This is a genomic window from Streptomyces sp. LaBMicrA B280 (assembly GCF_049222185.1).
In the GTDB taxonomy this organism is placed as follows: Bacteria; Actinomycetota; Actinomycetes; order Streptomycetales; family Streptomycetaceae; genus Streptomyces; species Streptomyces murinus.
This window is the reverse complement of sequence record NZ_JBMJCT010000015.1, coordinates 20,489-43,946: the sequence shown is the minus strand read 5'-3', so window position 1 is coordinate 43,946 and position 23,458 is coordinate 20,489. Positions and strand designations below refer to the sequence as shown.

Below are 23,458 nucleotides of genomic sequence, written 5' to 3'. Positions count from 1 at the left end.
AACGTAACCCGCGGGGGGCTCGACACGGCCCCGCGCCTCTTCGGGGCGCCCGCCGTACGGCTACTTCTTGGCCGCCGCCCACGCGTGCTGTGCCGCCACGTCCGTCTTGACCTCGGCCAGTTGCACCGCCACCGCGCTCGGGGCCGTACCGCCGCGGCCGTTGCGGGAGGCCAGGGCGCCGGGGACGTTCAGGACGGTGCGGACCTCGGGGGTGAGGTGGGCGGAGATCTTGGCGAACTGCTCGTCCGTCAGCTCGTCCAGTTCCTTGCCCTCGGCCTCGGCGGCCTTGACGCACTCCCCCGCGACCTCGTGCGCCACCCGGAAGGGGACGCCCTGGCGCACCAGCCACTCGGCGATGTCCGTGGCGAGGGAGAAGCCGGCCGGGGCCAGTTCCGCCATGCGCTCGCGGTGGACGGTGAGGGTGGCCATCATGCCGGTGAAGGCGGGCAGCAGGATCTCCAGCTGGTCGCAGGAGTCGAAGACCGGCTCCTTGTCCTCCTGGAGGTCACGGTTGTAGGCGAGGGGCAGCGCCTTGAGGGTGGCCAGCAGACCGGTCAGATTGCCGATCAGACGGCCGGACTTGCCCCGGGCCAGCTCCGCGATGTCCGGGTTCTTCTTCTGCGGCATGATCGAGGAGCCGGTGGAGAACGCGTCATGGAGGGTGACGAAGGAGAACTCCTTCGTGTTCCAGATGATGATCTCCTCGGCGATCCGGGAGAGGTTCACCCCGATCATCGCGGTGATGAAGGCGAACTCCGCGACGAAGTCCCGGGAGGCCGTGCCGTCGATGGAGTTGGCGGCGCTGCCGTGCTCGAACCCGAGGTCCGCGGCCACCGCCTCCGGGTCCAGGCCGAGCGAGGAACCGGCCAGGGCGCCGGAGCCGTACGGCGACACCGCGGTGCGCTCGTCCCACTGGCGCAGCCGCTCCGCGTCCCGGGACAGGGACTGGACATGGGCGAGGACATGGTGGGCGAAGAGCACCGGCTGGGCGTGCTGGAGATGGGTGCGGCCGGGCATCGCCACGTCCGGGTGGGCCTCGGCCAGGCCGATCAGGGCATCCTGGAGGTCGGCGATCAGACCGCCGATGATCCGGGCGTGGTCCCTGAGGTACATCCGGAAGAGGGTGGCCACCTGGTCGTTGCGGGACCGGCCGGCGCGGAGTTTGCCGCCGAGGTCCGGGCCGAGGCGCTCCAGCAGACCGCGCTCCAGGGCGGTGTGCACGTCCTCGTCGGCGATGGTGCCGGTGAAGGAGCCGTCGGCGACATCCGCCTCCAGCCGGTCGAGCCCGGCGATCATGCGGGTCAGCTCGTCCTCGGTGAGAAGTCCGGCCTTGTGCAGCACGCGGGCGTGGGCACGCGAGCCGGCGATGTCGTAGGGCGCGAGCCGCCAGTCGAAGTGGACGGACGCGGACAGCTTCGCCAGGGCCTCGGCGGGACCGTCGGCGAAACGGCCGCCCCAGAGCCGTACGTCACCGCTGTTGCTGCTCACTGCGTTGCTCCTCGGAAGATGTCGCTGTGCCACCGCCTCCCCACCCTTGCAGGTGGGGAGGCGGCCGTCAGTGTGATGCGTGCGCGATGAACCCGTGAGGGTTACGCGAGGTCCCGCTTGGCGGCGATCTTCGACGACAGGCTGTAGATGTCGATGAAGCCCTTGGCCGCCGCCTGGTCGAAGGAGTCGCCGGTGTCGTAGGTGGCGAGGTTGAAGTCGTACAGGGACGACTCGGAGCGCCGGCCGGTGACGACCGCGCGGCCGCCGTGCAGGGTCATCCGGATGTCGCCGTTGACCTGCTGGTTGGCCTCGTTGATGAAGCCGTCCAGGGCGCGCTTGAGCGGGGAGAACCACTGGCCGTCGTAGACCAGCTCGCCCCAGCGCTGCTCGACCTGGCGCTTGTAGCGGGCCAGCTCGCGCTCGACCGTGACGTTCTCCAGCTCCTGGTGGGCGGTGATCAGGGCGATCGCGCCGGGAGCCTCGTAGACCTCGCGGGACTTGATGCCGACCAGGCGGTCCTCGACCATGTCGATCCGGCCGATGCCCTGGCCGCCCGCGCGCTCGTTGAGCTGCTGGATGGCCTGCAGGACGGTGACGGGCCTGCCGTCGATCGCGACCGGGACGCCCTGCTCGAAGCTGATGACGACCTCGTCGGCCTCGCGCGCGGTGGCGGGGTTGGAGGTGTACTCGTAGATGTCCTCGATCGGGGCGTTCCAGATGTCCTCCAGGAAGCCCGTCTCGACGGCGCGTCCGAAGACGTTCTGGTCGATGGAGTACGGGGACTTCTTGGTGGTGGCGATCGGGAGCTGCTTGGCCTCGCAGAAGGCGATCGCCTTGTCCCGGGTCATCGCGTAGTCGCGGACCGGGGCGATGCACTTCAGGTCGGGGGCGAGGGCCACGATGCCGGCCTCGAAGCGGACCTGGTCATTGCCCTTGCCGGTGCAGCCGTGGGCGACCGTGGTGGCGCCGTGCTTCTGGGCGGCGGCGACGAGGTGCTTGACGATCGTCGGCCGGGAGAGGGCGGAGACCAGCGGGTAGCGGTCCATGTACAGGGCGTTGGCCTTGATCGCCGGGAGGCAGTACTCGTCGGCGAACTCGTCCTTGGCGTCGGCGACCTCGGCCTCGACCGCACCGCACGCGAGGGCGCGCTTGCGGATGACGTCCAGGTCCTCGCCGCCCTGGCCTACGTCGACCGCGACGGCGATGACCTCGGCGCCCGTCTCCTCGGCGATCCAGCCGATGGCGACGGAGGTGTCCAGACCGCCTGAGTAGGCGAGTACGACGCGCTCGGTCACGGGGTTTCTCCTCACAGTGCATTCGCTGATATGCATGAGTATGCAGTTCCCCGCATGATTCGTCAATCACCCCTCCGGGTGACGCGTGCGGGGGCCGCGAGAATCCTTAGACAGCCAAAAGAGTTCCGGGGACAATCCGCGGGCATGGGAAAGTCCTACGAGCGCATCGACGGCAGGCTCCGCACGTTCATCGAGGAACAGCCCCTCTTCTTCACCGCGACCGCGCCGCTGTCCGGCGACGGCCGGGTCAACCTCTCCCCCAAGGGCCTCAAGGGCTCGTTCGCCGTACTGGACGAACTCACGGTGGCCTACCTGGACTTCGCCGGATCCAACGCGGAGACCATCGCCCATCTGCGCGAGAACGGGCGGATCACGCTGATGTGGTGCGCCTTCCAGGGCCCGCCGAACATCGTGCGGGTGCACGGCCGGGGCGATCCGGTCTTCCGCGACGACCCGCGCTTTTCCGGCCTGCTCGCCCGCTTCCCCGGCGTCGACACCCGCGCGCACGGGCTGCGCGCGATCATCGTGGTGCACGCCGAGCTGGTGCGGGACACCTGCGGGTACGCCGTCCCCTTCATGGCGTACGAGGAGGAGCGCGATCTGCACGAGCGGCGCTTCGCGCGGGAGGACGACGCCTCCCTGAACGACTACTTCACCAGGAAGGAGCACATCGCCAGGAGCCTGGACGGACTGCCCGGGCTGCCGTTGCCGCTGCCCCCGTCTAGCGTCTGAGCATGCGCCCCGGTGTCGTCGCCAGCCTTGTGTCCGTCTGTGTGTTCGGCCTGCTCGGGGCCGCGCCCGTGCCGCGCGCGCCGGTGCCGGTGCCGCTGCCCGCGCGGCTGGCGGACACCGGCGGCGGCACCCAGCTGATCATCGCGCGGGCACCGGACACCTCGTCCACGACCGGCACGCTCACCTGGTGGGACCTGCGCGACGGCACCTGGACCCGGGCCGGTTCCGCGCCCGCGCGGTTCGGGGCGAAGGGGCTGGTCGAGGGGAACGCGCGCACCCAGGGGACGGACACCACACCGACCGGGTTGTACGACCTTCCGTTCGGGTTCGGAGTCAGGGCGGCACCGGCCGGCACGGGGATCTCCTACCGGGCGGTGAAGGAGAGTTCCTGGTGGTGCGAGGACAACGCGTCGTCGTCGTACAACCGCTGGACGGATCCGCTGCCGGGCGACTGCCGGGCCGCGGAGGCGGAGCGGCTCGGCGCGTACGGCGGGCAGTACGCGTACGCGCTCGTCGTGGGGTTCAACTACCACCGGCCGGTGCGGGGGCGGGGCGCCGGGATCTTCCTGCACGTCAACGGGGCCGGGGCGACGGCCGGTTGTGTGTCGGTGCCGGAGGATTCCATGCGGCGGATTCTTCGGTGGGTGGTGCCGGGGGCCGCGCCGCGTATCGCCATCGGCACGGAGGGCGGCGCCACAGCGGTTACCCGGTATTGATCTGCCGTGCGCGGTTCCTCGCGCCCCTGACCACGTATCCGGTCGGCAATTTCACCGTGAACGTCGTAGAGCCCGGTGTGCTCTCCACGCCGACCGTGCCCCCATGTGCCTCCACCACCGCCGACACGATCGACAGGCCGAGGCCCGCGCCCGTGGCGGACGCGTCGCCGGGGCGGCGGTGGTCGGCGCGGGTGAAGCGTTCGAAAACGGCGGAGCGCAGCTCCTCGGGTATGCCGGGTCCGTCGTCGTGGACATGGAGGAGGACCGCGTCGGGGCCGGGGTCCAGGGTGACGGTGACCTTGGTGCCCACGGGTGTGTGCAGCCGCGCGTTGGCCAACAGGTTGGCCAGCACCTGGTGGAGGCGGTGGGCGTCGCCGGTGACGGTGACCGGGTCCGCCGGGAGGTCCAGGGCCCAGCCGTGGCCGGGACCGGCGGCGCGGGCGTCGGTGACCGCGTCCAGGACCAGCCGGGTCAGATCGACCGGGCCGCGCTCCAGCGGGCGCCCCGCGTCGAGCCGGGCGAGCAGCAGCAGGTCGTCCACCATCAGGCCCATCCGCGAGGACTCGGCGGCGATGCGCTCCAGGGACCGGGTGACCTCCGGCGGCACCGGCCCCGGATGCAGCAGGCCCAGCTCGGCGTGGCCCCGCACCGAGGCGACCGGGGTGCGCAGCTCATGGCTGGCGTCGGCGGCGAACCGGCGCAGCCGCTCCTCGCTCGCGTGCCGTTTGGTGAGCGCGTCCTCGACATGGCCGAGCATGCCGTTGAGGGCCGCGGCCACCTGGCCGACCTCGCTGTGCGGATCGGCGACGGGGGCGCGCGGGGGCAGCGCCACCACACCGCTGGCGAGCGGGAGTTCGCTGACCCGGGTGGCGGTCGCGGTGACCCGGCCGAGGGGGCGCAGGGACCAGCGGACCCAGAGCGCGCCGGTCACCCCGGCCGTCACGAGGGCGAGGCCGAAGACGATCCCGGCGACCAGTTCCAGCCGGTGCACGGCCGCCTCGACGGGCTTCAGCGGGAGTCCGGCCATCAGGACGTCACCGTCGCGGCCGGGGGTGGCGAGGACCCGGTAGTGGCCCAGGGCGGAGAGCTGGACGGTGTACGGGCGGCCGTCGTCCGGGATCCGGGCGAGCCGTTCGGCGTCCCGCGCGGTCAGCGTGATGTCCAGGTCGACGGAGAGGTCGCCGGAGCTGATGAGGCCCTTGTCCGTGACGGCGCCGCCGCGCAGGCAGGCGCCGAAGGTGCCGGTGGCCATCCGGCGGGTGTCGGCGTCCTCGTCCCCGTCGTGGTCGTCGGGCAGCTTGCCGTGGTGCTCCAGGCTCTCCGGGAACCGGGTGCCGACCTGGGCGAGCTGTTCGTCCAGGCGCTGGGTGAGGAAGCCGTTCAGCTCGACCACGGCGGCCACCCCGACCGCGGCGCAGCTCACCGCGAGCAGCACCACCAGGCCGAAGGTGATCCGGGCGCGCAGGGTACGGAAGCGGGGCAACCGGGCGAGCAGGCCACCGGATCCCGCCCGGCGACCGGGTCCCGTCCGGCGACCGGATCCCGCCCGGCGACCGGGTTCCGTCCGGCCACCGGATTCCGCCCGCCCATCGGATTCCGTCCGGCGACCGTTCCTCACCCGGTCACCGGTTTCAGCACGTACCCCGCCCCGCGCACCGTGTGGATCATGGGCTCGCGGCCGGCGTCGATCTTCTTGCGCAGGTAGGAGATGTACAGCTCGACCACATGGGCGCGGCCGCCGAAGTCGTAGGACCAGACCCGGTCGAGGATCTGCGCCTTGCTGAGGACGCGGCGGGGGTTGCGCATCAGGAAGCGCAGCAGCTCGAACTCGGTCGGCGAGAGTTCGATCAGCTCACCGGCCCGGGTCACCTCGCGGGCGTCCTCGTCCATCGCCAGGTCGCCGACGACAAGGCCGGGGTCCTCCGCGGGCTCCGGGCGGCGGGCCATACCGGCGCGGCGCAGCAGTCCGCGCAGCCGGGCCACGACCTCCTCCAGGCTGAAGGGCTTGGTGACGTAGTCGTCGCCGCCCGCGGTGAGCCCGGCGATCCGGTCCTCGACCGCGTCCCGGGCGGTGAGGAAGAGCACGCACACCTCGGGCTGGGTCTCGTGCAACCGGCGCAGCACGGTGAAGCCGTCCATGTCGGGCAGCATCACGTCCAGCACGACGGCGTCCGGCGTCAGCTCGCGCGCGGCACTGAGCGCGGCGGCGCCGTCACCGGCGGCGCGCACCTGCCAGCCCTCGTAGCGCAGGGCGCCGGTGAGCACCTCGGCGAGGTCGGGGTCGTCGTCCACGACGAGGACGCGCAGTGCGGTGCCGTCGGGACGGGTGAGGGCCGGGCGGCCGGAACGGGTCGTGTTCATCGCGCCTCCCAGCATCGCGGGTGCGGGCCGCGGCCGGTCGCCGCGGCGGCTCTGAGTTTCCTCTGAGTGGGCTCGGCAAAGTGTCGTACTCCCTGGTCAGGGCGGTTTGTGAGAGGTCTCTGAGACCTCTGTGAGAAAGCCCTCAGGAACCGGCCGCGGGGCCCCTTCTCAGAGGTGCCTCAGAGCTCGGGCCCGCACAGTGGCCCCGCCGGCCGGTGGCCCGGGCGGCGGACGAAGGGAACGGCACTGATGACAGCCGTGGACATGAGACGGGCGGTCGGCTCATCGTGGAGGTCACGGACGGCGGGGGCCCGACCCGCCCGGCGCCGGCCACCCCCTCGGTGACCGCGCACAGCGGCCGGGGGTCCGATCTCGGCCGGGACTCGCCCGGCGCTCCCCCGCGGGGCCGCTGCTCGCGGTGCTGTGGGCGGGGGCGGCGGCCGTGGTCGCGCTGTGGTGGGCGGACACCGCCTCCGTGGTCGGCGCGGCGGGCCTGCTGACCGGTGCGGGGCGGCTCGCCGGGCTGGGGTGCGGATACGCCTGCGCGGTGCTGGTCGGCCTGATGGCGCGGGTGCCGGTGCTGGAGAACCGGGTGGGCTCGGACCGGGTGGCCCGCTGGCACGCGATGGCCGGGCGGTACACGGTGTGCCTGCTGGTGGCGCACATCGCGCTGATCCTCACCGGGTACGCCGCGCAGGACCGGGCGTCGCTGTGGCACGAGGCGGTCACCGTGGTGCTGGACTACCCGGACATGCTGAAGGCCACCGCGGGCACGCTGATCCTGTTCGCGGTCGGCATCACCTCGGCGCGGGCGGCCCGGCGCCGGATCCGGCACGAGTTCTGGTACTACGTCCATCTGCTGACGTACGCGGCCGTGTTCCTGGCCTTCTTCCACCAGGTGTCGCTGGGCGAGCAGTTCAACGGCGAGCCGGTGGCGACGGCCGCCTGGTACGCGCTGTACCTCGGGGTCGCGGCGCTCGTGGTGTGGTTCCGGGTCCTCGCGCCGATCCGGCTCAACCGGCGCCATCGGCTGCGGGTGGAGTCGGTGCGGCGGGAGGCGCCGGGGGTGTTCTCGGTCGTGGTGCGCGGGCGGCGGCTCGATCGGCTGGGCGCGCGCCCCGGGCAGTTCTTCCGCTGGCGGTTCCTCGCCGAGGGGATGGCCTGGACGTCCACGCCGTACTCCCTGTCGGCGCCGCCGCGCCCGGAGCGGCTGCGGATCACGGTGAAGGCGCTGGGCGACCACAGCGCGGCGATATCCACGCTCCGGCCCGGCACCCGGGTGTGGGTGGAGGGCCCCTACGGCGCGCTGACCGCCGACCGGGCCACCGGCGGGCGGTCCCTGCTGATCGCGGCCGGTGTCGGCATCACCCCGCTGCGGGCCCTGTTCGAGACGCTGCCCGGCGAGGTCACGCTGCTGTACCGGGCGCGCTCGGCGGCGGACCTGGCACTGGGCCGTGAGCTGGAGGCGATAGCGCGATGGCGGGGCGCCACGGTGCTGTACGCGCTGAACGGTCCGCGCGGCGAGCGGCCCCGCATCACCGCGGAGTCGCTGCGGGCGCGCTTCCCCGATCTGCCCGCCCTCGACGTCTACGTCTGCGGGCCCCATGGGTTCGCCCGGGACGTGTACGAGGCCCTGCGCGCGGCGGGTTCGCCGGACCGCCGTATCCATCACGAGTCGTTCGAGCTGTGAGGCCGAGGTCATGCACGCATTGAGGAAGAACCGCCCGCTGCGCCGTGTCGTGCTGGCGAGTGCCTCGACGGTCTCCGCCGTGGTGCTGCTGCTGTCCCTGAAGCCGCACAGCAGCCCGGGTCTCGCCCTGGGCGCGTCGGCGCAGGGCTCCGGGGGCGGCGCGAGCGCGCCCGCCGCTTCCGGAGGTTCCTCGACGGCCGGGAGTTCCTCGGCATCGGGGAGTTCCTCGACGTCCGGCGGTGCCCCGGCGGCCAAGGGTGCCGCGACGACCGTCACCGGTGAGACCGCGCAGACCCGCTGGGGTCCGGTCCAGGTACGGGTGACGGTCAAGGACGGCAGGCTCACCGAGGTGACGGCCGTGCGGTACCCCACGGAGAACCCGCGCGACCAGGAGATCAACAGCTACGCGCTCCCCCAGCTGCGGCGGGAGGCGCTGGCCGCGCAGAGCGCGCGGATCGACATGGTCTCGGGCGCGACGTACACGAGCACCGGATACCGGCAGTCCCTCCAGTCCGCCCTGGACCGGGTCCATGGGTGAGGGCGTCCGGCACGCGGAGGAGGTCATGGGGACCGTGTTCTCCTTCGACGTACGGGGCGGGGAGGCCGGCGCGGTGCGGGCGGCGCTCGGGCAGGTGGTGGCAGAACTGCACGAGGTGGACGCGGTGTTCAGCACCTACCGCGCGGACAGCGCGGTGTCGCGGCTGGCCCGGGGCGAGCTGACCGTCGAGCGGTGCCCGGCCGAGGTCGCGCGGGTGCTGGGGCTCGCGGCGCGGGCGGAGCGGGTGAGCGAGGGGTGGTTCAGCGCGCGGTACCGGGGGGTGCCGGATCCCACCGGGATCGTCAAGGGGTGGTCGGCGGAGCGGGCGGCGCGGCGGCTGGCCGAGGTGGCGGGGGTGAGGGGGGTCAGCGTCAACGGCGGCGGCGATGTGCAGTCGCTGGGCGCGCCGGAGCCGGGGCGGCCCTGGCGGGTGGGGATCGCGGACCCCCTGCGCCCGGGCGGGCTCCTCGCGGTGGTGTCGACGGCGGGGGCGCCCGAGCTGGCGGTGGCCACCTCGGGCACGGGCGAGCGGGGCGCGCACATCACGGACCCGGGCACCGGGCGGCCCGCGGTCACCGACCTGGTGGCGGTGACCGTGGTGGCGCCCCGGCTGACCTGGGCGGACTGCTGGGCCACGGCCGCGTTCGCGCGGGGGTCGCGGGCGGGGCTCGCCTGGCTGGAGTCGCTGCCCGGCACCGAGGCGCTGCTGCTCACGGCGGACGGCGAGGTGCTGCACACCGAAGGACTGGCCGCGTACATAGCGTGAAAAAGGGGTTGAACGGGAAATTTTTTCGCCGGAGAGCCATCCCTGTGCCGCCCTCGGACGTACCCCAGGTGCAGCAATTTTTCCGGGAGGAACACCATGGCTATCTTCAGCAGTCTGCTGCCCAAGGGCGGCGGCGGCCACGGCCGGGGTCACGGCCGTGACCACGACGACGACCGCTTCGACGCCTTCGACCGCTTCGACCGCCACGGGCACCGGCACGGCGACCGCCACGGTCACGGCCACGACCACGGACGCGGTCACGGTGGCCGCGGTCATGGCGGCCACGGCGGCCACGGCGGCTACTGACCGACCCGCACAGGCTGAGCGGACCGGGGCCCGGAGGACCCGGTCCGCCCGGCCGCTGTCCGAGGAACGCATCCCATGGCGCAAGTCCTGCGGCGTCTGCTCTCCTGGGGGGACCCCGACGGCTCCTCCTCCGACGTCCCCGAGGCATCCGGCGATGTCGTCGCGGCCGCGCCCGCGGTCTCCCCGCGCGCGGTCTTCCGCCGGTTCTGGCCCTACACCCGCGGCAACCGGCGCTGGCTCGCCCCGCTGCTGCTGCTCAGCCTGACCGGACCGGTCATCGACGCCGGTGAGCTGTGGCTGTTCAAGAGCGTCGTGGACCAGGTGCTGGTCCCCCGGGACCTGCACCCCTTTCTGTGGATCGCCCCGGCCTACCTGGGGCTGATCCTGTGCTCCGGCGTCCTCGGCTTCGCCGACGAGATGACCTCCACCTGGGTCGGCGAACGCTTCCTGCTCTCGCTGCGCCGCGATGTCTTCCGGCATGTGCAGGGCCTGTCCCTCGGCTTCTTCGAACGCCGCCGGCTCGGCGATGTGCTCTCCCGCGTCACCGGTGATGTGGACGCGGTCGAGACCTTCCTGCTCTCGGGCGTGGCCGACGCCCTGTACTACGTGCTCCAACTGGCCGTCTTCGTCGGCCTGCTGTTCTATCTGAGCTGGGATCTGACCCTGCTCGCGCTGGTCATCGTGCCCCTGTTCTGGGGCGCGGCCCGGCACTTCTCGCGGCTGATCAAGGACGCCTCCCGGGAGCGCAGACGGCGCAGCGGCTCGCTCAGCGCGATCGCCGAGGAGGTGCTCGGCAATGTCGCGCTGGTGCAGGCGTACAACCGGCAGGGCTGGGAGGCGCGCCGCTTCGAGCGGGAGAGCGTGGGCCGGTTCCGGGCGGTGATGGCCTCGACGCGGATCCGGTCCGTGTACGCCCCCCTCGTGGAGATCATCGAGGTGGCGGGCGGCCTCGCGGTGCTGGGCCTCGGCACCTGGAAGCTGTCCCAGGGCCAGCTCACCCTGGGCGGGCTGCTGGTCTTCCTCGCCCTGATCGGCAAGATGTACAGCCCCGTGCACGGCCTGTCCGGGCTCGGCACCACCTTCTACTCCGCCGCCGCCTCGGCCGAGCGGATCATCGAACTGCTCGACCAGCGGCCGCAGGTCACCGAGCGCGCCGGGGCCCGCCCGCTCGGCCGGGCGCGCGGGGCGGTGGAGTTCGACGGCGTCTGGTTCCGCTACCCCGGCGCCGGTCCCTGGGCCCTCGCCGATGTGTCGTTCCGGGTGGCGCCCGGCGAGACGCTGGCGCTGGTCGGGGCGAGCGGCGCGGGCAAGTCCACCGCCGCCCGGCTCCAGCTGCGGTTCTACGACCCCGACCGGGGCGCGGTCCGGCTCGACGGCACCGATCTGCGCGAACTGCGCCTCGCCGATGTGCGCGAGAGCGTCGCGGTGGTGCTCCAGGAGACCCTGGTCTTCCACGGCACGGTGCGGGAGAACATCGCCTACGGCCGTCCGGAGGCGTCCGAGGCGGAGATCGTCGCGGCGGCGCGCGCGGCGGACGCGCACGAGTTCATCGAACGGCTCCCGGACGGCTACGACACCCTCGTCGGGCAGCGCGGCCGCACCCTGTCCGGGGGCCAGTGCCAGCGCCTCGCGATCGCCCGCGCGATGGTCAGGGACGCGCCCGTGCTGCTGCTCGACGAGCCGACCACCGGGATCGACGCGAGCTCCGGGCGGCGGATCATGGAGCCGCTGCGCCGCCTGATGGCCGGGCGGACCACCATCGTCATCTCGCACAACCTGCTCACCGTGCGCGACGCCACCCGGATCGTGGTGCTCGACCGGGGCCGGGTCGTGGAGGACGGCGCCCACGGCGATCTGCTGGTGCGCGACGGGACGTACGCCCGGCTGCACCGGCTGAACACCGGCACCGTGCTGTCGTAGCGCTCGCCGTCCCCGTCTCCCCCGTGGCCGCCCTCATGTCTGCTGGGACGGCGCGTGCTGCTCCCGGGTCAGCACGTGCCCGGTCTGGAGGTGGGCGCGGGCGAGGACCGTGCCGTCGGTGGCGGTCAGCCGGGCGCCGGAGACCGCGTCCGCGTCCACGGGCGCCTGGGCCCCCCAGTGGCCCTGCCCGTTGCGCACGGTGAAGTCGCCCACCCGCACGGTCGTGCCGTCGGAGCGCTCCAGCACACAGCTGACCCGGCCGGTGTACGCGCTGCCGTGCCCGGCGAGGTAGACGGACACGAAGATCCAGCCGGGGCTGCCGGGATGGGCGTAGACCTCGCCGATGGGCGAGCCGTCGGCCGAGTCCGCGGTCATGTCGCCGACCAGCATGGGCTCGGACTCCATGGTGTGCGGGGGCGAGGCGGTGACCGTCTCCACGGCGGTGCCGATGCCCCAGCCGGCGAACCCGGCGACCACCGCGAGCCCCGCCGCGGCCGCCCCCAGCCGGATCCGGGCCCGGCGCGCCCGCCCGCGCAGGACCGGGAACCCGCCCGCGCAGGACCGGGAACGCCGGGGCGCGCGCGGCGGTGCGCCCGTCGGCGGCCGCCTGCTGGGCGAGGCTGCGGGCCACCCGGGTCTCGAAGCCCAGCGGCGGCTCCTGGCAGGGCAGCAGGCCGATCAGCCGGTCGCCGACCAGGGTCAGCTGCCGGACGAACTCCCGGCAGTCGGCGCAGGTGTCCAGATGCGCGACCGCCTCCGCGCGCTCACGTCCGGGCAGCACGCCCAGCGCCAGCTCGGCGCCGGTCTCGCGCATTTTCTCGCAGTTCGCGTCACTGGACATGGCCGCCTCGCTCCGGAGCCGACAGTGTGGTGCGCAGTTTGCCCATCGCCGCTCTGATGCGGGTCTTGGCGGTGCCCAGCGGGATCCGTTCCGCGTCGGCGACCTGCTGGGCGGTCATTCCGTAGATACCGGCCATCATCAGGGCCCGCGCCTGCTCGCGGGGCAGCCGGGAGACCGCGGCCCGCAGCCGGGCGGAGGCCTCGTCGGCCAGCGCCCAGCGCTCGGGGGTCTCGGTGACGGTGCCGAGGAGGGCGTCGAGGTCCTCGGGGGCCACCGGCTCGGGGCGCCGGGCGCGCACGGCGTCGATGGCCAGGTTGTGCGCGATGGTGGTCAGCCAGGTGGTGACCGAACCGCGGCGCGAGTCGTAGATCTGCGCGTGCCGCCACGCGCGTTCGAACGTCTGCTGGGCGACGTCCTCGGCGAGCTGACGGTCCCCGGTGACGGCCATGGCGACACCGAAGACCCGGTGCTGGAAACGTCGTACGAAGACGACGGCCAGCTCCTGGTCTCCGGTGGCCAGCCCGGACAGCAGAGCCTCGTCCGGGAGGCGACCCACGGGGAACCGCAAACCCGACACACCTCTTTATACGGCCGACGGCCAGGGGGAGATTGCCGCTCCCATTGTCCGCCGCGGCGCGGGGACCCGCATGCCGGTCGGGGCCCGGCTCAGTGGCCGTTCTGCGCGAGCTTGAGCAGGTGGTCCGCGAGGGCCTGGCCGCCGGTCGGGTCGCGGCTGATCAGCAGCAGGGTGTCGTCACCGGCGATGGTGCCGAGGATGTCGTGGAGTTCGGCCTGGTCGATGGCCGAGGCGAGGAACTGGGCGGCCCCGGGCGGGGTGCGCAGCACCACCAGGTTGGCCGAGGCCTCCGCGGAGATCAGCAGCTCCTGGGACAGGCGCCGCATCCGCTCCTCCTTGGCGGACTCGCCGAGCGGTGCGCGCGGGGTGCGGAAGCCGCCTTCGCTGGGCACGGCGTAGATGAGATCGCCGTCGTTGTTGCGGATCTTGACCGCGTTCAGCTCGTCGAGGTCCCGGCTCAGCGTCGCCTGGGTGACGCTGAGCCCGTCGTCGGCGAGCAGCTTGGCCAGCTGGCTCTGCGAGCGCACCGGCTCCCGGTTGAGGATGTCCACGATCCGGCGGTGCCGTGCGGTACGCGTCTGCGGCACGGCGGGCCCGGCACCTGTCTGCTGCTCGTGCTCCTGCGCCTGGCTCATCGTCGTCTCATTCTCCGGATCGTCCGTCCCCGCCTGCGTCGAGGATGCCGGGCAGCGCCTGGAGCAAGGCGCCCGCCTCGTCGTCGCGCAGGTTCAGCGGGGGCATGAGCCGTACGACGTCGGGGGCGGGGGCGTTCACCAGGAACCCGGCCTCCTGGGCCGCCTGCTGCACCTCGTGCGCGCGCGGCCCGGTGAGCACGATACCCAGGAGCAGGCCCGCACCCCGGACATGGCCGACCAGCGGGTGGCCCAGCGCCTCGATGCCCGCGCGCAGCGTCTCGCCCTGCCGCTTCACGTTCTCCAGCAGTCCCTCGCCCTCGATGGTGCCGAGGACGGCGAGGCCGGCGGCGCAGGCGACCGGGTTGCCGCCGAAGGTCGTGCCGTGCTGGCCGGGCCCGAGCAGTTCGGCGGCGCGGCCGAAGGCGACGGTGGCGCCGAGCGGGAGGCCGCCGCCGAGCTGCTTGGCGAGGGTGACCACATCGGGCAGCACGCCCTCGTGGGCCTGGTAGGCGAACCAGGTGCCGGTGCGGCCGACGCCGGTCTGCACCTCGTCCAGGACCAGCAGGGCGCCGGTGGCGGCGGTGATGGCGCGGGCGGCCTTGAGATAGCCGGCCGGGGGCACCACGACGCCGTTCTCGCCCTGGATCGGCTCGATGATCACCAGGGCGGTCTCGTCGGTGACGGCCGCGGCCAGGGCCTGGGCGTCGCCGTAGGGGACATGGGTGACCTCGCCGGGCAGCGGCCGGAAGGGGTCCTGCTTGGCGGGCTGCCCGGTGAGCGCGAGGGCGCCCATCGTACGGCCGTGGAAGCCGCCCTCGGTGGCGACGACATGGGTGCGCCCGGTGAGCCGGCCGATCTTGAAGGCGGCCTCGTTGGCCTCGGCGCCGGAGTTGCAGAAGAACACCCGGCCCTCGCGGCCGAAGAGCTGGAGCAGCCGTTCGGCGAGCGCGATGGGGGGCTCGGCCATGAACAGGTTGGAGACATGGCCGAGGGAGGCGATCTGCTTGCTGACGGCGTCCACGATCGCCGGGTGGGCGTGGCCGAGCGCGTTGGTGGCGATGCCGCCGACGAAGTCGGTGTAGGCGCGGCCCTCGGCGTCCCACACGGTGGCGCCCGCGCCGCGCACCAGCGGCAGGCGGGGGGTGCCGTAGTTGTTCATGAGCGCGCCCTGCCAGCGCCGGGTCAGGTCCTGGTTGCCGCTCTGCTGCCCCGTCACGATGCGTCCCCTTCGGGCTCGTCGGGCACGACCATGGTGCCGATGCCCTCGTCGGTGAAGATCTCCAGCAGGATGGAGTGCTGTACCCGGCCGTCGATGACGCGGGCGGTGCGCACGCCGCCGCGCACCGCGTGCAGGCAGCCCCGCATCTTGGGCACCATGCCGGAGCTCAACTCCGGCAGCAGCTTCTCCAGTTGGGTGGCGGTGAGGCGGCTGATCACCTCGTCGGAGTGCGGCCAGTCCTCGTAGAGGCCCTCGACATCGGTGAGGACCATGAGAGTTTCGGCGCCAAGGGCCGCAGCGAGTGCCGCAGCCGCCGTATCAGCATTGACGTTGTAGACATGACCGTCGTCCTGACTGCGGGCGATGGAGGAGACGACCGGGATGCGGCCGTCGGCGAGCAGGGCTTCGATGGCGCCGGTGTCGATCGCGGTGATCTCGCCGACGCGCCCGATGTCGACCAACTCCCCGTCGATCTCGGGCAGATGCTTGGTGGCGGTGATGGTGTGCGCGTCCTCGCCGGTGAGGCCGACGGCGAGCGGGCCGTGCTGGTTGAGCAGGCCGACCAGTTCGCGCTGCACCTGTCCGGCGAGCACCATCCGGACGACGTCCATGGCGTCCGCGGTGGTGACCCGCAGGCCCGCCTTGAACTCGCTGACGATGCCGTGCCGGTCGAGGGCGGCGCTGATCTGGGGGCCGCCGCCGTGCACCACGACCGGCTTGAGCCCGGCGTGCCGCAGGAAGACGACGTCCTGGGCGAAGGCGGCCTTCAGTTCCTCGTCGACCATGGCGTTGCCGCCGAACTTGATGACGACGGTCTTTCCGTGGTGCCGGGTCAGCCAGGGCAGCGCCTCGACGAGGATCTGCGCCTTGGGCAGGGCCGTGTGCTTACGGGTCAGGGTCATGAGGAGTAGGCGCTGTTCTCGTGGACGTAGTCGGCGGTCAGGTCGTTGGTCCAGATCGTCGCGGTCTCGGGGCCGGCGGCGAGGTCGGCCACGATGTGCACCTCGCGGTAGCGCATGTCGACCAGGTCCCGGTCCTCGCCGACGGAGCCGTTCTTGCACACCCAGACGCCGTTGATGGCCACGTTGAGCTGGTCGGGCTCGAAGACGGCGCCGGTGGTGCCGATCGCGGACAGGACGCGGCCCCAGTTGGGGTCCTCGCCGTGCAGGGCGCACTTGAGGAGGTTGTTGCGGGCGATGGAGCGGCCCACCTCGACGGCGTCCGCCTCGCTGGCGGCGCCCACGACCTCGACCTTGATGTCCTTGCTGGCGCCCTCGGCGTCGCCGATCAGCTGGCGGCCGAGGTCGTCGCAGACCTGCCGTACGGCCTCGGCGAAGGCGTCGTACTCGGGGGTGATGCCGCTGGCGCCGGAGGAGAGCAGCAGCACGGTGTCATTGGTGGACATGCAGCCGTCGGAGTCGACGCGGTCGAAGGTGACCTTGGTGGCGGCGCGCAGGGCCTGCTCCAGGGTGGCGTCGTCCGTGTCGGCGTCGGTGGTGATGACGACCAGCATGGTGGCGAGGCCGGGGGCGAGCATGCCGGCGCCCTTGGCCATGCCGCCGACGGTCCAGCCGTCCCCGGTGGCGACCGAGGTCTTGTGCACGGTGTCGGTGGTCTTGATGGCGATGGCGGCCTTCTCGCCGCCGTGCTCGGACAGCTGGGCGGCGGCGGTGCCGATGCCGGGGAGCAGCTTGTCCATGGGCAGCGGGACGCCGATGAGGCCGGTGGAGCAGACGGCGACCTCGATGGCGCCGCGGCCGAGGGCCTCGCCCGCCTTCTCGGCCGTCGCGTGGGTGTCCTGGAAGCCCTGGGGGCCCGTACAGGCGTTGGCGCCACCGGAGTTGAGGACCACGGCGGAGACCTGGCCGCTCTTCATGACCTGCTCGGACCACAGCACCGGCGCGGCCTTGACGCGGTTGGCGGTGAAGACGGCCGCGGCGGCCCGGCGGGGCCCGTCGTTGACCACGAGGGCCAGGTCGGGGTTGCCGTTCTGCTTGATCCCGGCGGCGATACCGGCCGCCCGGAATCCCTTGGCTGCCGTGACGCTCACGGTGCGACTCCGATCGTGGAAAGCCCGGTGGTCTCGGCGAGACCCAGGGCGAGGTTCATGCTCTGGACGGCACCGCCGGCGGTGCCCTTGGTCAGGTTGTCGATGGCGCTGATCGCGATGATGCGGCCCGCGGCCTCGTCATGAGCGACCTGCACCTGAACGGCGTTGGAACCGTGGACGGCGGCCGTCGCGGGCCACTGCCCCTCGGGCAGCAGATGGACGAAGGGCTCGTCGGCGTACGCCTTCTCGTACGCGGCGCGCACGGCCTGCGCGTCCACCCCGGGGACGGCCTTCGCGCTGCATGTGGCGAGGATGCCGCGGGGCATCGGGGCGAGGGTCGGCGTGAAGGAGACGGTGACCGGCTCGCCCGCGACCGCGCCGAGGTTCTGGATCATCTCGGGGGTGTGCCGGTGGCCGCCGCCGACGCCGTACGGCGACATGTTGCCCATGACCTCGCTGCCCAGCAGGTGCGCCTTGGGTGCCTTGCCCGCGCCGGAGGTGCCGGAGGCGGCGACGATCACGGCCTCGGGCTCGGCGATCCGCGCCGCGTACGCCGGGAAGAGGGCGAGGGTCGCGGCGGTGGGGTAGCAGCCCGGTACGGCGATCCGCCTGGTCCCGGTCAGCGCGGCACGGGCGCCGGGCAGCTCGGGCAGGCCGTAGGGCCAGGTGCCGGCGTGCGGGGAGCCGTAGAACTTCTCCCAGTCGGCCGCGTCCCGCAGCCGGAAGTCGGCGCCCATGTCGATCACGAGCACGTCCGGGCCGAGCTGTTCGGCGACGGCGGCGGACTGTCCGTGCGGCAGCGCGAGGAAGACCACGTCGTGCCCGGCGAGGCTCTCGGCCGTGGTCTCGGCCAGCACCCGGTCGGCCAGCGGCCACAGGTGCGGCTGGAGCGCCCCGAGCCGTTGCCCGGCGTTGGAGTTCCCGGTCAGGGCCCCGATCTCGACCTCGGGGTGCGCGAGGAGCAGCCGCAGGACCTCTCCGCCCGCGTATCCACTCGCTCCGGCAACCGCCGCACGTACCGCCATGTCCGTCCTCCTCTGGATGGCATGACTATACGCATCGCTGCACGTTTATGCAATGAGTGTGCGGGCGGGAGGCGGGGCGGCGGCGTCCGCTCGGGGGTCGCTCCCGGCCTGCTCGGGGGCCGTTTCCGGCCCGCCCGGGGGCCGTTTCCGGCCGTGACAGAACACGGACATCGTGGAGAACCCCCTGTAACTGGCTGCGAGATACAAATATCTCCGACCATGCGCAGTGCACAGTTTCTGGGGGAAACACCGTGAAGACCACTCGTATCACCGCTCTCGCCGCCATCGGCCTCGTCGCCACCCTCTCACTCACCGCCTGCGGGAACGACTCCGGGAAGGACACGGGCGCAAAGGGCTCCTCGGCGTCGTCCGCGCCCACGGATTCGTCCTCGGCCTCGGCGTCCTCGGCCTCGGACGGTGGCGCGCGGCCGGGGAGCGGCTCGGGCTCCGGCGGCTCGGCGGCCGGTCAGTCGGCGTCGTCCTCCGGCGAGGGCGGCAAGGCCGGGTCCGGCACCGGCACCGCGAGCGGCGGGACGACGGCCGGTGGCAAGGTCACGTTCTGCAAGACGGCGGACCTGGCCATCGACGCCGCGGACGCCTCGCCCGACAAGGCGTCCGGCAGGATCGACATCACCATGGTCAACCGGGGTTCGACCACCTGCTCGGCGACGGGCTTCGCGGGCGTCGACATCAAGGACGCCGACCACACCTCCAGCCCCATCGAGCGCGGCCCCGCCCAGCCGCGTGTCACCACCCTGAAGCCCGGTGACGCCGCCGTCTTCGACCTCGCCTACGACATCGACCCCAGCGGCAAGAGCCTCGCCTCCCCGACCGACATCCTGGTGACGCCCCCGAACGAGACCCACACCGTGACCCTGAAGTGGCCCGCGGGCGCGGGGGCGATCAAGGGCGCCTACACCGACGTCCAGGTCTACCCGACGCACACGACCAAGTAGTCACGGGGAGGGTACGGCGCGCGGGCCAGGCCGCGGGGGCGGCGAGGACGAGCGCGGCGAACGAGGGTGTGCCGTCCGGGCGATGTCCTTGAGCCGCGCCTGGTCGAACTCGGCTCGCGCCGGGCCGGGCCGGTCGTCCAAGGCTCGTGGGATGCGGGGGTGTGGCGTCCCGTGCGACGCCGGATGCCGTCGCGCGGTGGTTGCATAGGATCATCGGCATGGCGCTGCGACCCGTCCAGGTGAACATCAAGGCCCTCGACCCCTCGGCGGTCGGCCGGTTCTGGGCGGCGGCGCTCGGCTGGAGCCTTCACCAGCGCGGGGTGAGAACCCATGTCGGGCCCGCGGGCGGCCTGGCCCGGCCGGACCCGGTCGTCGTCGGCATCGAGGTCGTGCCCGTGCCGGAGCCCAAACCGGCGGCGAAGAACCGTACGCACCTCGATCTCGCCACCACCTCCCCGGCCCACCAGGCGGAACTGGTCGAGCGCCTGACGGAGCTCGGCGCGCATCCCGTCGACGTGGGGCAGGGCGAGGTGCCGTGGCGGTGCCTCGCCGACCCGGAGGGCAATGAGTTCTGTGTGCTGGAGCCCCGGGAGGTCTACCGGGACGCCGGGCCGATCGCCGCGGTGGTGGTGGACTGCGCGGATCCGCGTGCCATGGCCCGGTTCTGGGGCGCGGCGACGGACTGGACCGTGCGCAGGGTGACCGACGATCTCGCGGTGCTGCGCTGCGCCACGGGCACCGGCCCCTACCTCGAATTCCTCCGGGTGCCCGGCCTGCAGACCGCGCCGGACCGCGTCCGCCTCGACCTGCTGCCACGCCCCGGTGACGACAAGGAGGCGGAGGTGGCCCGGCTGCGGTCCCTCGGCGCCACCGATCTCGACGTCGGCCGGGGCGATGTCCCCTGGACCTGTCTGACGGACCCGGAGGGCCACGAGTTCCGCGTGCTCGCCCGGTCCTGACCCGCTGCGTCAATTCGCTTCCGGGAGGTGCCGGGTGAGGGCTAGGGTGCGTGCGGTCGGTGACCGGGGAGGAGCGAGGAATGGTCGGTCGTAAGAGCACGCGTTGACGTCGTGGCCGTGAGAGCGGCCGGTCATCGCGTGCCGCCCTGAACGCGCGGCACAGCGAGCCCTTCCTGCCCGCTGCCCGAAACGGTCGAGACGGTCGGCGGGACTCGTCTCCGGCTGCTCCGAGGGGCCCTCACCCGTGCCGTCCGCTTCCCCTTCTCCCGCCGCCGTACCCGGTGCTCCGTCGACGCTGTGGCGCGATCGCGACTTCCGTCGGCTCTGGGTGGGCCAGACGGTCTCCCAACTGGGCGAGCACACAAGCCTGGTGGTGCTGCCGCTCTTCGCCGTCCTGACGCTCCACGCCGGTGCCGGTCAGCTGGGCGCCCTGCGCGCCGTGGAACAGGCGCCGATCCTGCCGCTGTCGCTGTTCGTCGGTGCCTGGGTGGACCGATGGCGGCCGCGGGCGCTGATGGTTCCGGCCGACGCCGGACGGGCGCTGGCGCTGGCCGCCGTCGCGGTGGCGGGCCTGCTGGGCGGGCTCGGTCTGCCGGCGCTGTTCGTGGTCGCCTTCGCCGTCGGGGCGCTGTCCGTGTTCTTCGACGTGGCCTACCAGGCGTCCCTGGTACGGCTGGTGGCGCGCGATCAGCTGGTACGGGGCAACAGCGCACTCGAAGGCAGCCGGTCCGCCGCACGGATCGGCGGTCCCGCCCTCGGCGGCGCGCTGGTGACCGCGCTGTCGGCGCCGATCGCGGCCGCCGCCGGGGCGTTGTTCTTCACGCTGTCGATCCTGTCGGTCCGCCGGATCGGCCGCCACGAGTCCGTCCCGGAACGCCCGGCGCACCCGCCCCGGATCGGGCGGCACATCCATGAGGGCCTGCGCTTCGTCGCCGGTGACGCCACGCTGCGGGCCGTGTGCCTCGCCTCGGCCGCCTTCCAGTTCTTCTTCTCGGCCGTGACGACCTGCTGTCTGCTGTTCCTGCCCCGGGAGCTGCGGCTGCCGGGCACCGTCGTCGGGTCGGTGCTCGCGGCGGCGGGGCCCGGCGCGCTCCTCGGCTCGCTGCTGGCCGCCCGTCTGCCGGGCCGCTTCGGGCGGGGCGCCGTACTGCTGTCGGCGGCGGCGCTCGGCGACGGCGCGTTCCTGCTCGTGCCCGCGCTGCACGGCTCCCCCGCGGTGACGGTTCCGGCGCTGCTCGCGGTCAACGTGGTCTTCGGGACCTGCGGCCAGCTGGTGAACGTCATGCTCATGGCCGTACGGCAGACCGTCACCCCGGACGGGATGCAGGGCCGGGCCGCCGCGACGATCAACTGCGCCGGCATGGGCCTGACCCCGCTCGGCTCCCTGCTCGGCGGCCTCCTCGCGGACGCCTGGGGCACGCGCACCGGCCTCCTCGTGACGGCCGCGGGCATGCTGCTGTCCCCGGTCGTGATGGCCCTGTCCCCGCTCGGCCGCCTGGACCGGACCCCGCCGCGCCGCCGGACCCCCCTGCCGCCACGGGCGCCCACGGCCGCTCCCGCTGACGTCGTCGTACCGCCTCGGTATCGGTGGGATGACCGATGTGCCCGGGGCTGCGGGGCGGAGATAGTTCCTCGGAGGTTGTCCGGTCGTGGAAGGGGCTTTTGGTGGACGCGTACGCGGATCTGGTGTTCGTCGGTGGGACGGTGGTCACGGTGGATGCCGGGTTCTCCCTGGCGTCGGCGCTCGCGGTGCGCGGTGGGGTGATCTGTGCCGTCGGAGAGCGGGCGGAGGTCGCGGCTCTCGTCGGGCCCCGGACCCGGGTCGTGGAGCTGCGCGGCGGGACGCTGCTGCCGGGGATCAACGACTCCCATCTGCACGGGTGTGCCTTCGGCATGGCGACCCCGCCGATGTCCGTCGACGTGGGGCATCCGGCCGTGTCCTCGCTCGCCGACGTGGCCGACGCGGTGCGGGCGGCCGTCGCAGGGGTGCCGGGCGGGCGGTGGCTCACCGGGCACGGGTGGGACACCGGGTATCTGAAGGAGTGCGCGGGCGATCCGGCTCGGCTGCCCTCGCGGCACGACCTCGACGCCGCGAGCGGGGACCGTCCCGTCGTGCTGTACTCCTTCTCCGGGCACGCCACCTGGGTCAACTCCCGGGCGCTGGAGCTGATCGGGCTCGACCGGGACAGCGTCGTACCGGGCGTCGTCGTGGACGGCGCGGGCGAGCCGACCGGGCTGCTGCACGAGGGGGCACAGGCCCTGGTGCAGAACGCGTTGCCGCCGCTCAGCGGGCAGGAGCGCACCGACGCGATCAGGTCGGCGCTCGGCGCGCTGGCCCGCCTCGGGGTGACCAGCTACACCGAACCGGGGCTCGGTCCCGGGGGCGACGGGATCATGCGGGGCGCGCTCGGCACCGGGACCCTCGACGCGTACCGCCGGTTGCTGGCCGAGGACGAGCTGACGGCCCGGGTCGGCGTACTGCTGCTGCCCACCGGGATGGCGGGCGGCGCGGATGAATTCGCGCGCGGCCTCGGGGAGTTCGGCCCGGGGAGCGCGGATCCGCGGCGGCTCGCGATCCACGGCGTCAAGATCTTCGGCGACGGCGTCGTGCCCAACAGGACGGCCTGGATGCACGAGCCGTACCTCGGCGGCGGCTGCGGCTCGCTGTGTGTCGGCGGGGAGAGCGACGCCGAACGGATCGCGGAGATCGGTGCCATGATCCGGCACGCCCATGCCGCCGGGCACCAGATAGGCGTGCACGTCACCGGCGACCGGGCCATCGACACCGTCGCGGACGCCTTCGCGGCGGCCCAGGCCGAACGCCCGCGCGATGACGCCCGGCACTACGTCATCCACGGCGACTTCCTCACCGCGCACAGCATGAAGGTGCTGGCCGCGCATGGTTTCGGGGTCAACATGAACCCCACCATCAAGTGGACCGTCGCCGACCTGGAGGAGGAGTTCGTCGGCGCCCGGCGGGCCGCGTACGCGTGGCCGTACCGCGACGCGCTCGACGCCGGGGTGCGGGTCGCGAGCGGTTCGGACGCGCCGGTCACCGCGCCGGACTGGCGCCAGGGTCTGGCCACCATGATGCTGCGCGAGTCCAAGGCGGCCGGCCGGGTCAGCGGTCCCGAGCAGCGGATCGGGCTCGCCGAGGCGCTGCGCACCTACACGATCGACGCGGCCTGGCAGGACTTCGCCGACGGCTGGAAGGGCTCCCTGGAGGTCGGCAAGGCCGCCGACCTGTGCGTCCTGGACGGGGATCTACTCACCGCCGACCCCCATGACATCCCCGGCATGCCCGTCGTCCTCACCATGATGGACGGGCGGGTCGTGCACGACGTCCTGCGCGATTGACGTATTCCGGGCACATGATCATCCTTG

At 73.0% G+C, this 23,458-nt stretch carries 21 protein-coding genes and 2 pseudogenes; 12 read left to right on the top strand and 11 right to left on the bottom strand.

The window, feature by feature from the left end:
• Positions 1 to 60 precede the first annotated feature (60 nt).
• Positions 61 to 1,488, bottom strand: coding sequence for an argininosuccinate lyase (gene argH / locus ACLF5H_RS15405; protein WP_421676650.1), 1,428 nt, complete (start codon positions 1,486 to 1,488; stop codon positions 61 to 63).
• A gap of 101 nt (positions 1,489 to 1,589) precedes the next feature.
• A complete protein-coding gene (locus tag ACLF5H_RS15400; RefSeq protein WP_421676649.1) occupies positions 1,590 to 2,783 on the bottom strand; it encodes an argininosuccinate synthase in 1,194 nt (397 codons plus the stop codon).
• A gap of 144 nt (positions 2,784 to 2,927) precedes the next feature.
• Here ACLF5H_RS15400 and ACLF5H_RS15395 point away from each other — a divergent pair, with 144 nt between their 5' ends.
• Positions 2,928 to 3,515, top strand: a complete 588-nt coding sequence (locus ACLF5H_RS15395) for a pyridoxamine 5'-phosphate oxidase family protein (RefSeq protein ID WP_421676648.1) — start codon at positions 2,928 to 2,930, stop codon at positions 3,513 to 3,515.
• A 2-nt stretch (positions 3,516 to 3,517) separates the two neighbouring features.
• Complete coding sequence (locus tag ACLF5H_RS15390) at positions 3,518 to 4,231, top strand: L,D-transpeptidase family protein (RefSeq protein WP_421676647.1); 714 nt, start codon at positions 3,518 to 3,520, stop codon at positions 4,229 to 4,231.
• On the opposite strand, the gene ACLF5H_RS15385 is transcribed toward ACLF5H_RS15390, so the two are convergent.
• Both ACLF5H_RS15385 and ACLF5H_RS15380 read right to left on the bottom strand, forming a co-directional pair.
• Positions 4,218 to 5,714, bottom strand: coding sequence for a sensor histidine kinase (locus tag ACLF5H_RS15385; RefSeq protein WP_421676646.1), 1,497 nt, complete (start codon positions 5,712 to 5,714; stop codon positions 4,218 to 4,220). The genes ACLF5H_RS15390 and ACLF5H_RS15385 overlap by 14 nt on opposite strands.
• A 131-nt stretch (positions 5,715 to 5,845) precedes the next feature.
• A complete protein-coding gene (locus ACLF5H_RS15380) occupies positions 5,846 to 6,592 on the bottom strand; it encodes a response regulator transcription factor (RefSeq protein ID WP_421676645.1) in 747 nt (248 codons plus the stop codon).
• Positions 6,593 to 6,858: 266 nt separating this feature from the next.
• On the opposite strand from ACLF5H_RS15380, the pseudogene ACLF5H_RS15375 reads away from it, so the two are divergent.
• From ACLF5H_RS15375 to ACLF5H_RS15350, 6 genes and pseudogenes are all read left to right on the top strand, one after another.
• Positions 6,859 to 6,966, top strand: a pseudogene (locus ACLF5H_RS15375) (ATP-binding protein); the annotation flags it as partial.
• 35 nt (positions 6,967 to 7,001) lie between these two features.
• Positions 7,002 to 8,282 carry a ferric reductase-like transmembrane domain-containing protein gene (locus ACLF5H_RS15370; protein WP_421676753.1) on the top strand — a complete coding sequence of 427 codons (1,281 nt, stop codon included), beginning with the start codon at positions 7,002 to 7,004 and terminating at the stop codon, positions 8,280 to 8,282.
• 10 nt (positions 8,283 to 8,292) lie between these two features.
• Entirely contained in the window at positions 8,293 to 8,820 is a 528-nt protein-coding gene (locus ACLF5H_RS15365; protein ID WP_421676644.1) for an FMN-binding protein, read from the top strand.
• Positions 8,813 to 9,586 carry an FAD:protein FMN transferase gene (locus ACLF5H_RS15360; protein ID WP_421676643.1) on the top strand — a complete coding sequence of 258 codons (774 nt, stop codon included), beginning with the start codon at positions 8,813 to 8,815 and terminating at the stop codon, positions 9,584 to 9,586. The genes ACLF5H_RS15365 and ACLF5H_RS15360 overlap by 8 nt, the downstream gene beginning before the upstream one ends.
• 96 nt (positions 9,587 to 9,682) lie before the next feature.
• Positions 9,683 to 9,892, top strand: coding sequence for a hypothetical protein (locus ACLF5H_RS15355; protein WP_421676642.1), 210 nt, complete (start codon positions 9,683 to 9,685; stop codon positions 9,890 to 9,892).
• A 75-nt stretch (positions 9,893 to 9,967) separates the two neighbouring features.
• Positions 9,968 to 11,812 (top strand): ABC transporter ATP-binding protein, encoded by a 1,845-nt coding sequence (locus ACLF5H_RS15350; protein ID WP_421676641.1) that lies wholly within the window; start codon positions 9,968 to 9,970, stop codon positions 11,810 to 11,812.
• Positions 11,813 to 11,845: 33 nt separating this feature from the next.
• On the opposite strand, the gene ACLF5H_RS15345 is transcribed toward ACLF5H_RS15350, so the two are convergent.
• From ACLF5H_RS15345 to argC, 7 genes are all read right to left on the bottom strand, one after another.
• Positions 11,846 to 12,289: a hypothetical protein gene (locus ACLF5H_RS15345; RefSeq protein WP_421676640.1), complete on the bottom strand. Its 444-nt coding sequence runs from the start codon at positions 12,287 to 12,289 to the stop codon at positions 11,846 to 11,848.
• A 353-nt stretch (positions 12,290 to 12,642) separates the two neighbouring features.
• On the bottom strand, positions 12,643 to 13,230 hold the full coding sequence (locus tag ACLF5H_RS15340; protein WP_421676639.1) for an RNA polymerase sigma factor: 588 nt from the start codon (positions 13,228 to 13,230) through the stop codon (positions 12,643 to 12,645).
• A gap of 89 nt (positions 13,231 to 13,319) precedes the next feature.
• Positions 13,320 to 13,865 carry an arginine repressor gene (locus ACLF5H_RS15335; protein ID WP_285560682.1) on the bottom strand — a complete coding sequence of 182 codons (546 nt, stop codon included), beginning with the start codon at positions 13,863 to 13,865 and terminating at the stop codon, positions 13,320 to 13,322.
• A gap of 7 nt (positions 13,866 to 13,872) precedes the next feature.
• Positions 13,873 to 15,081 (bottom strand): acetylornithine transaminase, encoded by a 1,209-nt coding sequence (locus ACLF5H_RS15330; RefSeq protein WP_421676638.1) that lies wholly within the window; start codon positions 15,079 to 15,081, stop codon positions 13,873 to 13,875.
• Complete coding sequence (gene argB / locus ACLF5H_RS15325) at positions 15,078 to 15,986, bottom strand: acetylglutamate kinase (protein ID WP_421676637.1); 909 nt, start codon at positions 15,984 to 15,986, stop codon at positions 15,078 to 15,080. The genes ACLF5H_RS15330 and argB overlap by 4 nt, the downstream gene beginning before the upstream one ends.
• Positions 15,983 to 17,134 carry a bifunctional glutamate N-acetyltransferase/amino-acid acetyltransferase ArgJ gene (gene argJ / locus ACLF5H_RS15320; RefSeq protein WP_421676636.1) on the bottom strand — a complete coding sequence of 384 codons (1,152 nt, stop codon included), beginning with the start codon at positions 17,132 to 17,134 and terminating at the stop codon, positions 15,983 to 15,985. The genes argB and argJ overlap by 4 nt, the downstream gene beginning before the upstream one ends.
• Positions 17,131 to 18,159 carry an N-acetyl-gamma-glutamyl-phosphate reductase gene (gene argC, locus ACLF5H_RS15315; RefSeq protein ID WP_421676635.1) on the bottom strand — a complete coding sequence of 343 codons (1,029 nt, stop codon included), beginning with the start codon at positions 18,157 to 18,159 and terminating at the stop codon, positions 17,131 to 17,133. Before argC ends, argJ begins: the two co-directional genes overlap by 4 nt.
• Before the next feature lie 251 nt (positions 18,160 to 18,410).
• Here argC and ACLF5H_RS15310 point away from each other — a divergent pair, with 251 nt between their 5' ends.
• The 4 genes and pseudogenes from ACLF5H_RS15310 (at position 18,411) to ACLF5H_RS15295 (ending at position 23,431) form a co-directional block, all read left to right on the top strand.
• Positions 18,411 to 19,115, top strand: coding sequence for a DUF4232 domain-containing protein (locus ACLF5H_RS15310; RefSeq protein WP_421676634.1), 705 nt, complete (start codon positions 18,411 to 18,413; stop codon positions 19,113 to 19,115).
• Positions 19,116 to 19,333: 218 nt separating this feature from the next.
• On the top strand, positions 19,334 to 20,074 hold the full coding sequence (locus ACLF5H_RS15305) for a VOC family protein (RefSeq protein WP_421676633.1): 741 nt from the start codon (positions 19,334 to 19,336) through the stop codon (positions 20,072 to 20,074).
• A 244-nt stretch (positions 20,075 to 20,318) separates the two neighbouring features.
• A pseudogene (locus tag ACLF5H_RS15300) lies at positions 20,319 to 21,596 on the top strand (MFS transporter); the annotation flags it as partial.
• 143 nt (positions 21,597 to 21,739) lie between these two features.
• Entirely contained in the window at positions 21,740 to 23,431 is a 1,692-nt protein-coding gene (locus ACLF5H_RS15295) for an amidohydrolase (protein WP_421676632.1), read from the top strand.
• The last annotated feature ends 27 nt before the right edge of the window (positions 23,432 to 23,458 follow it).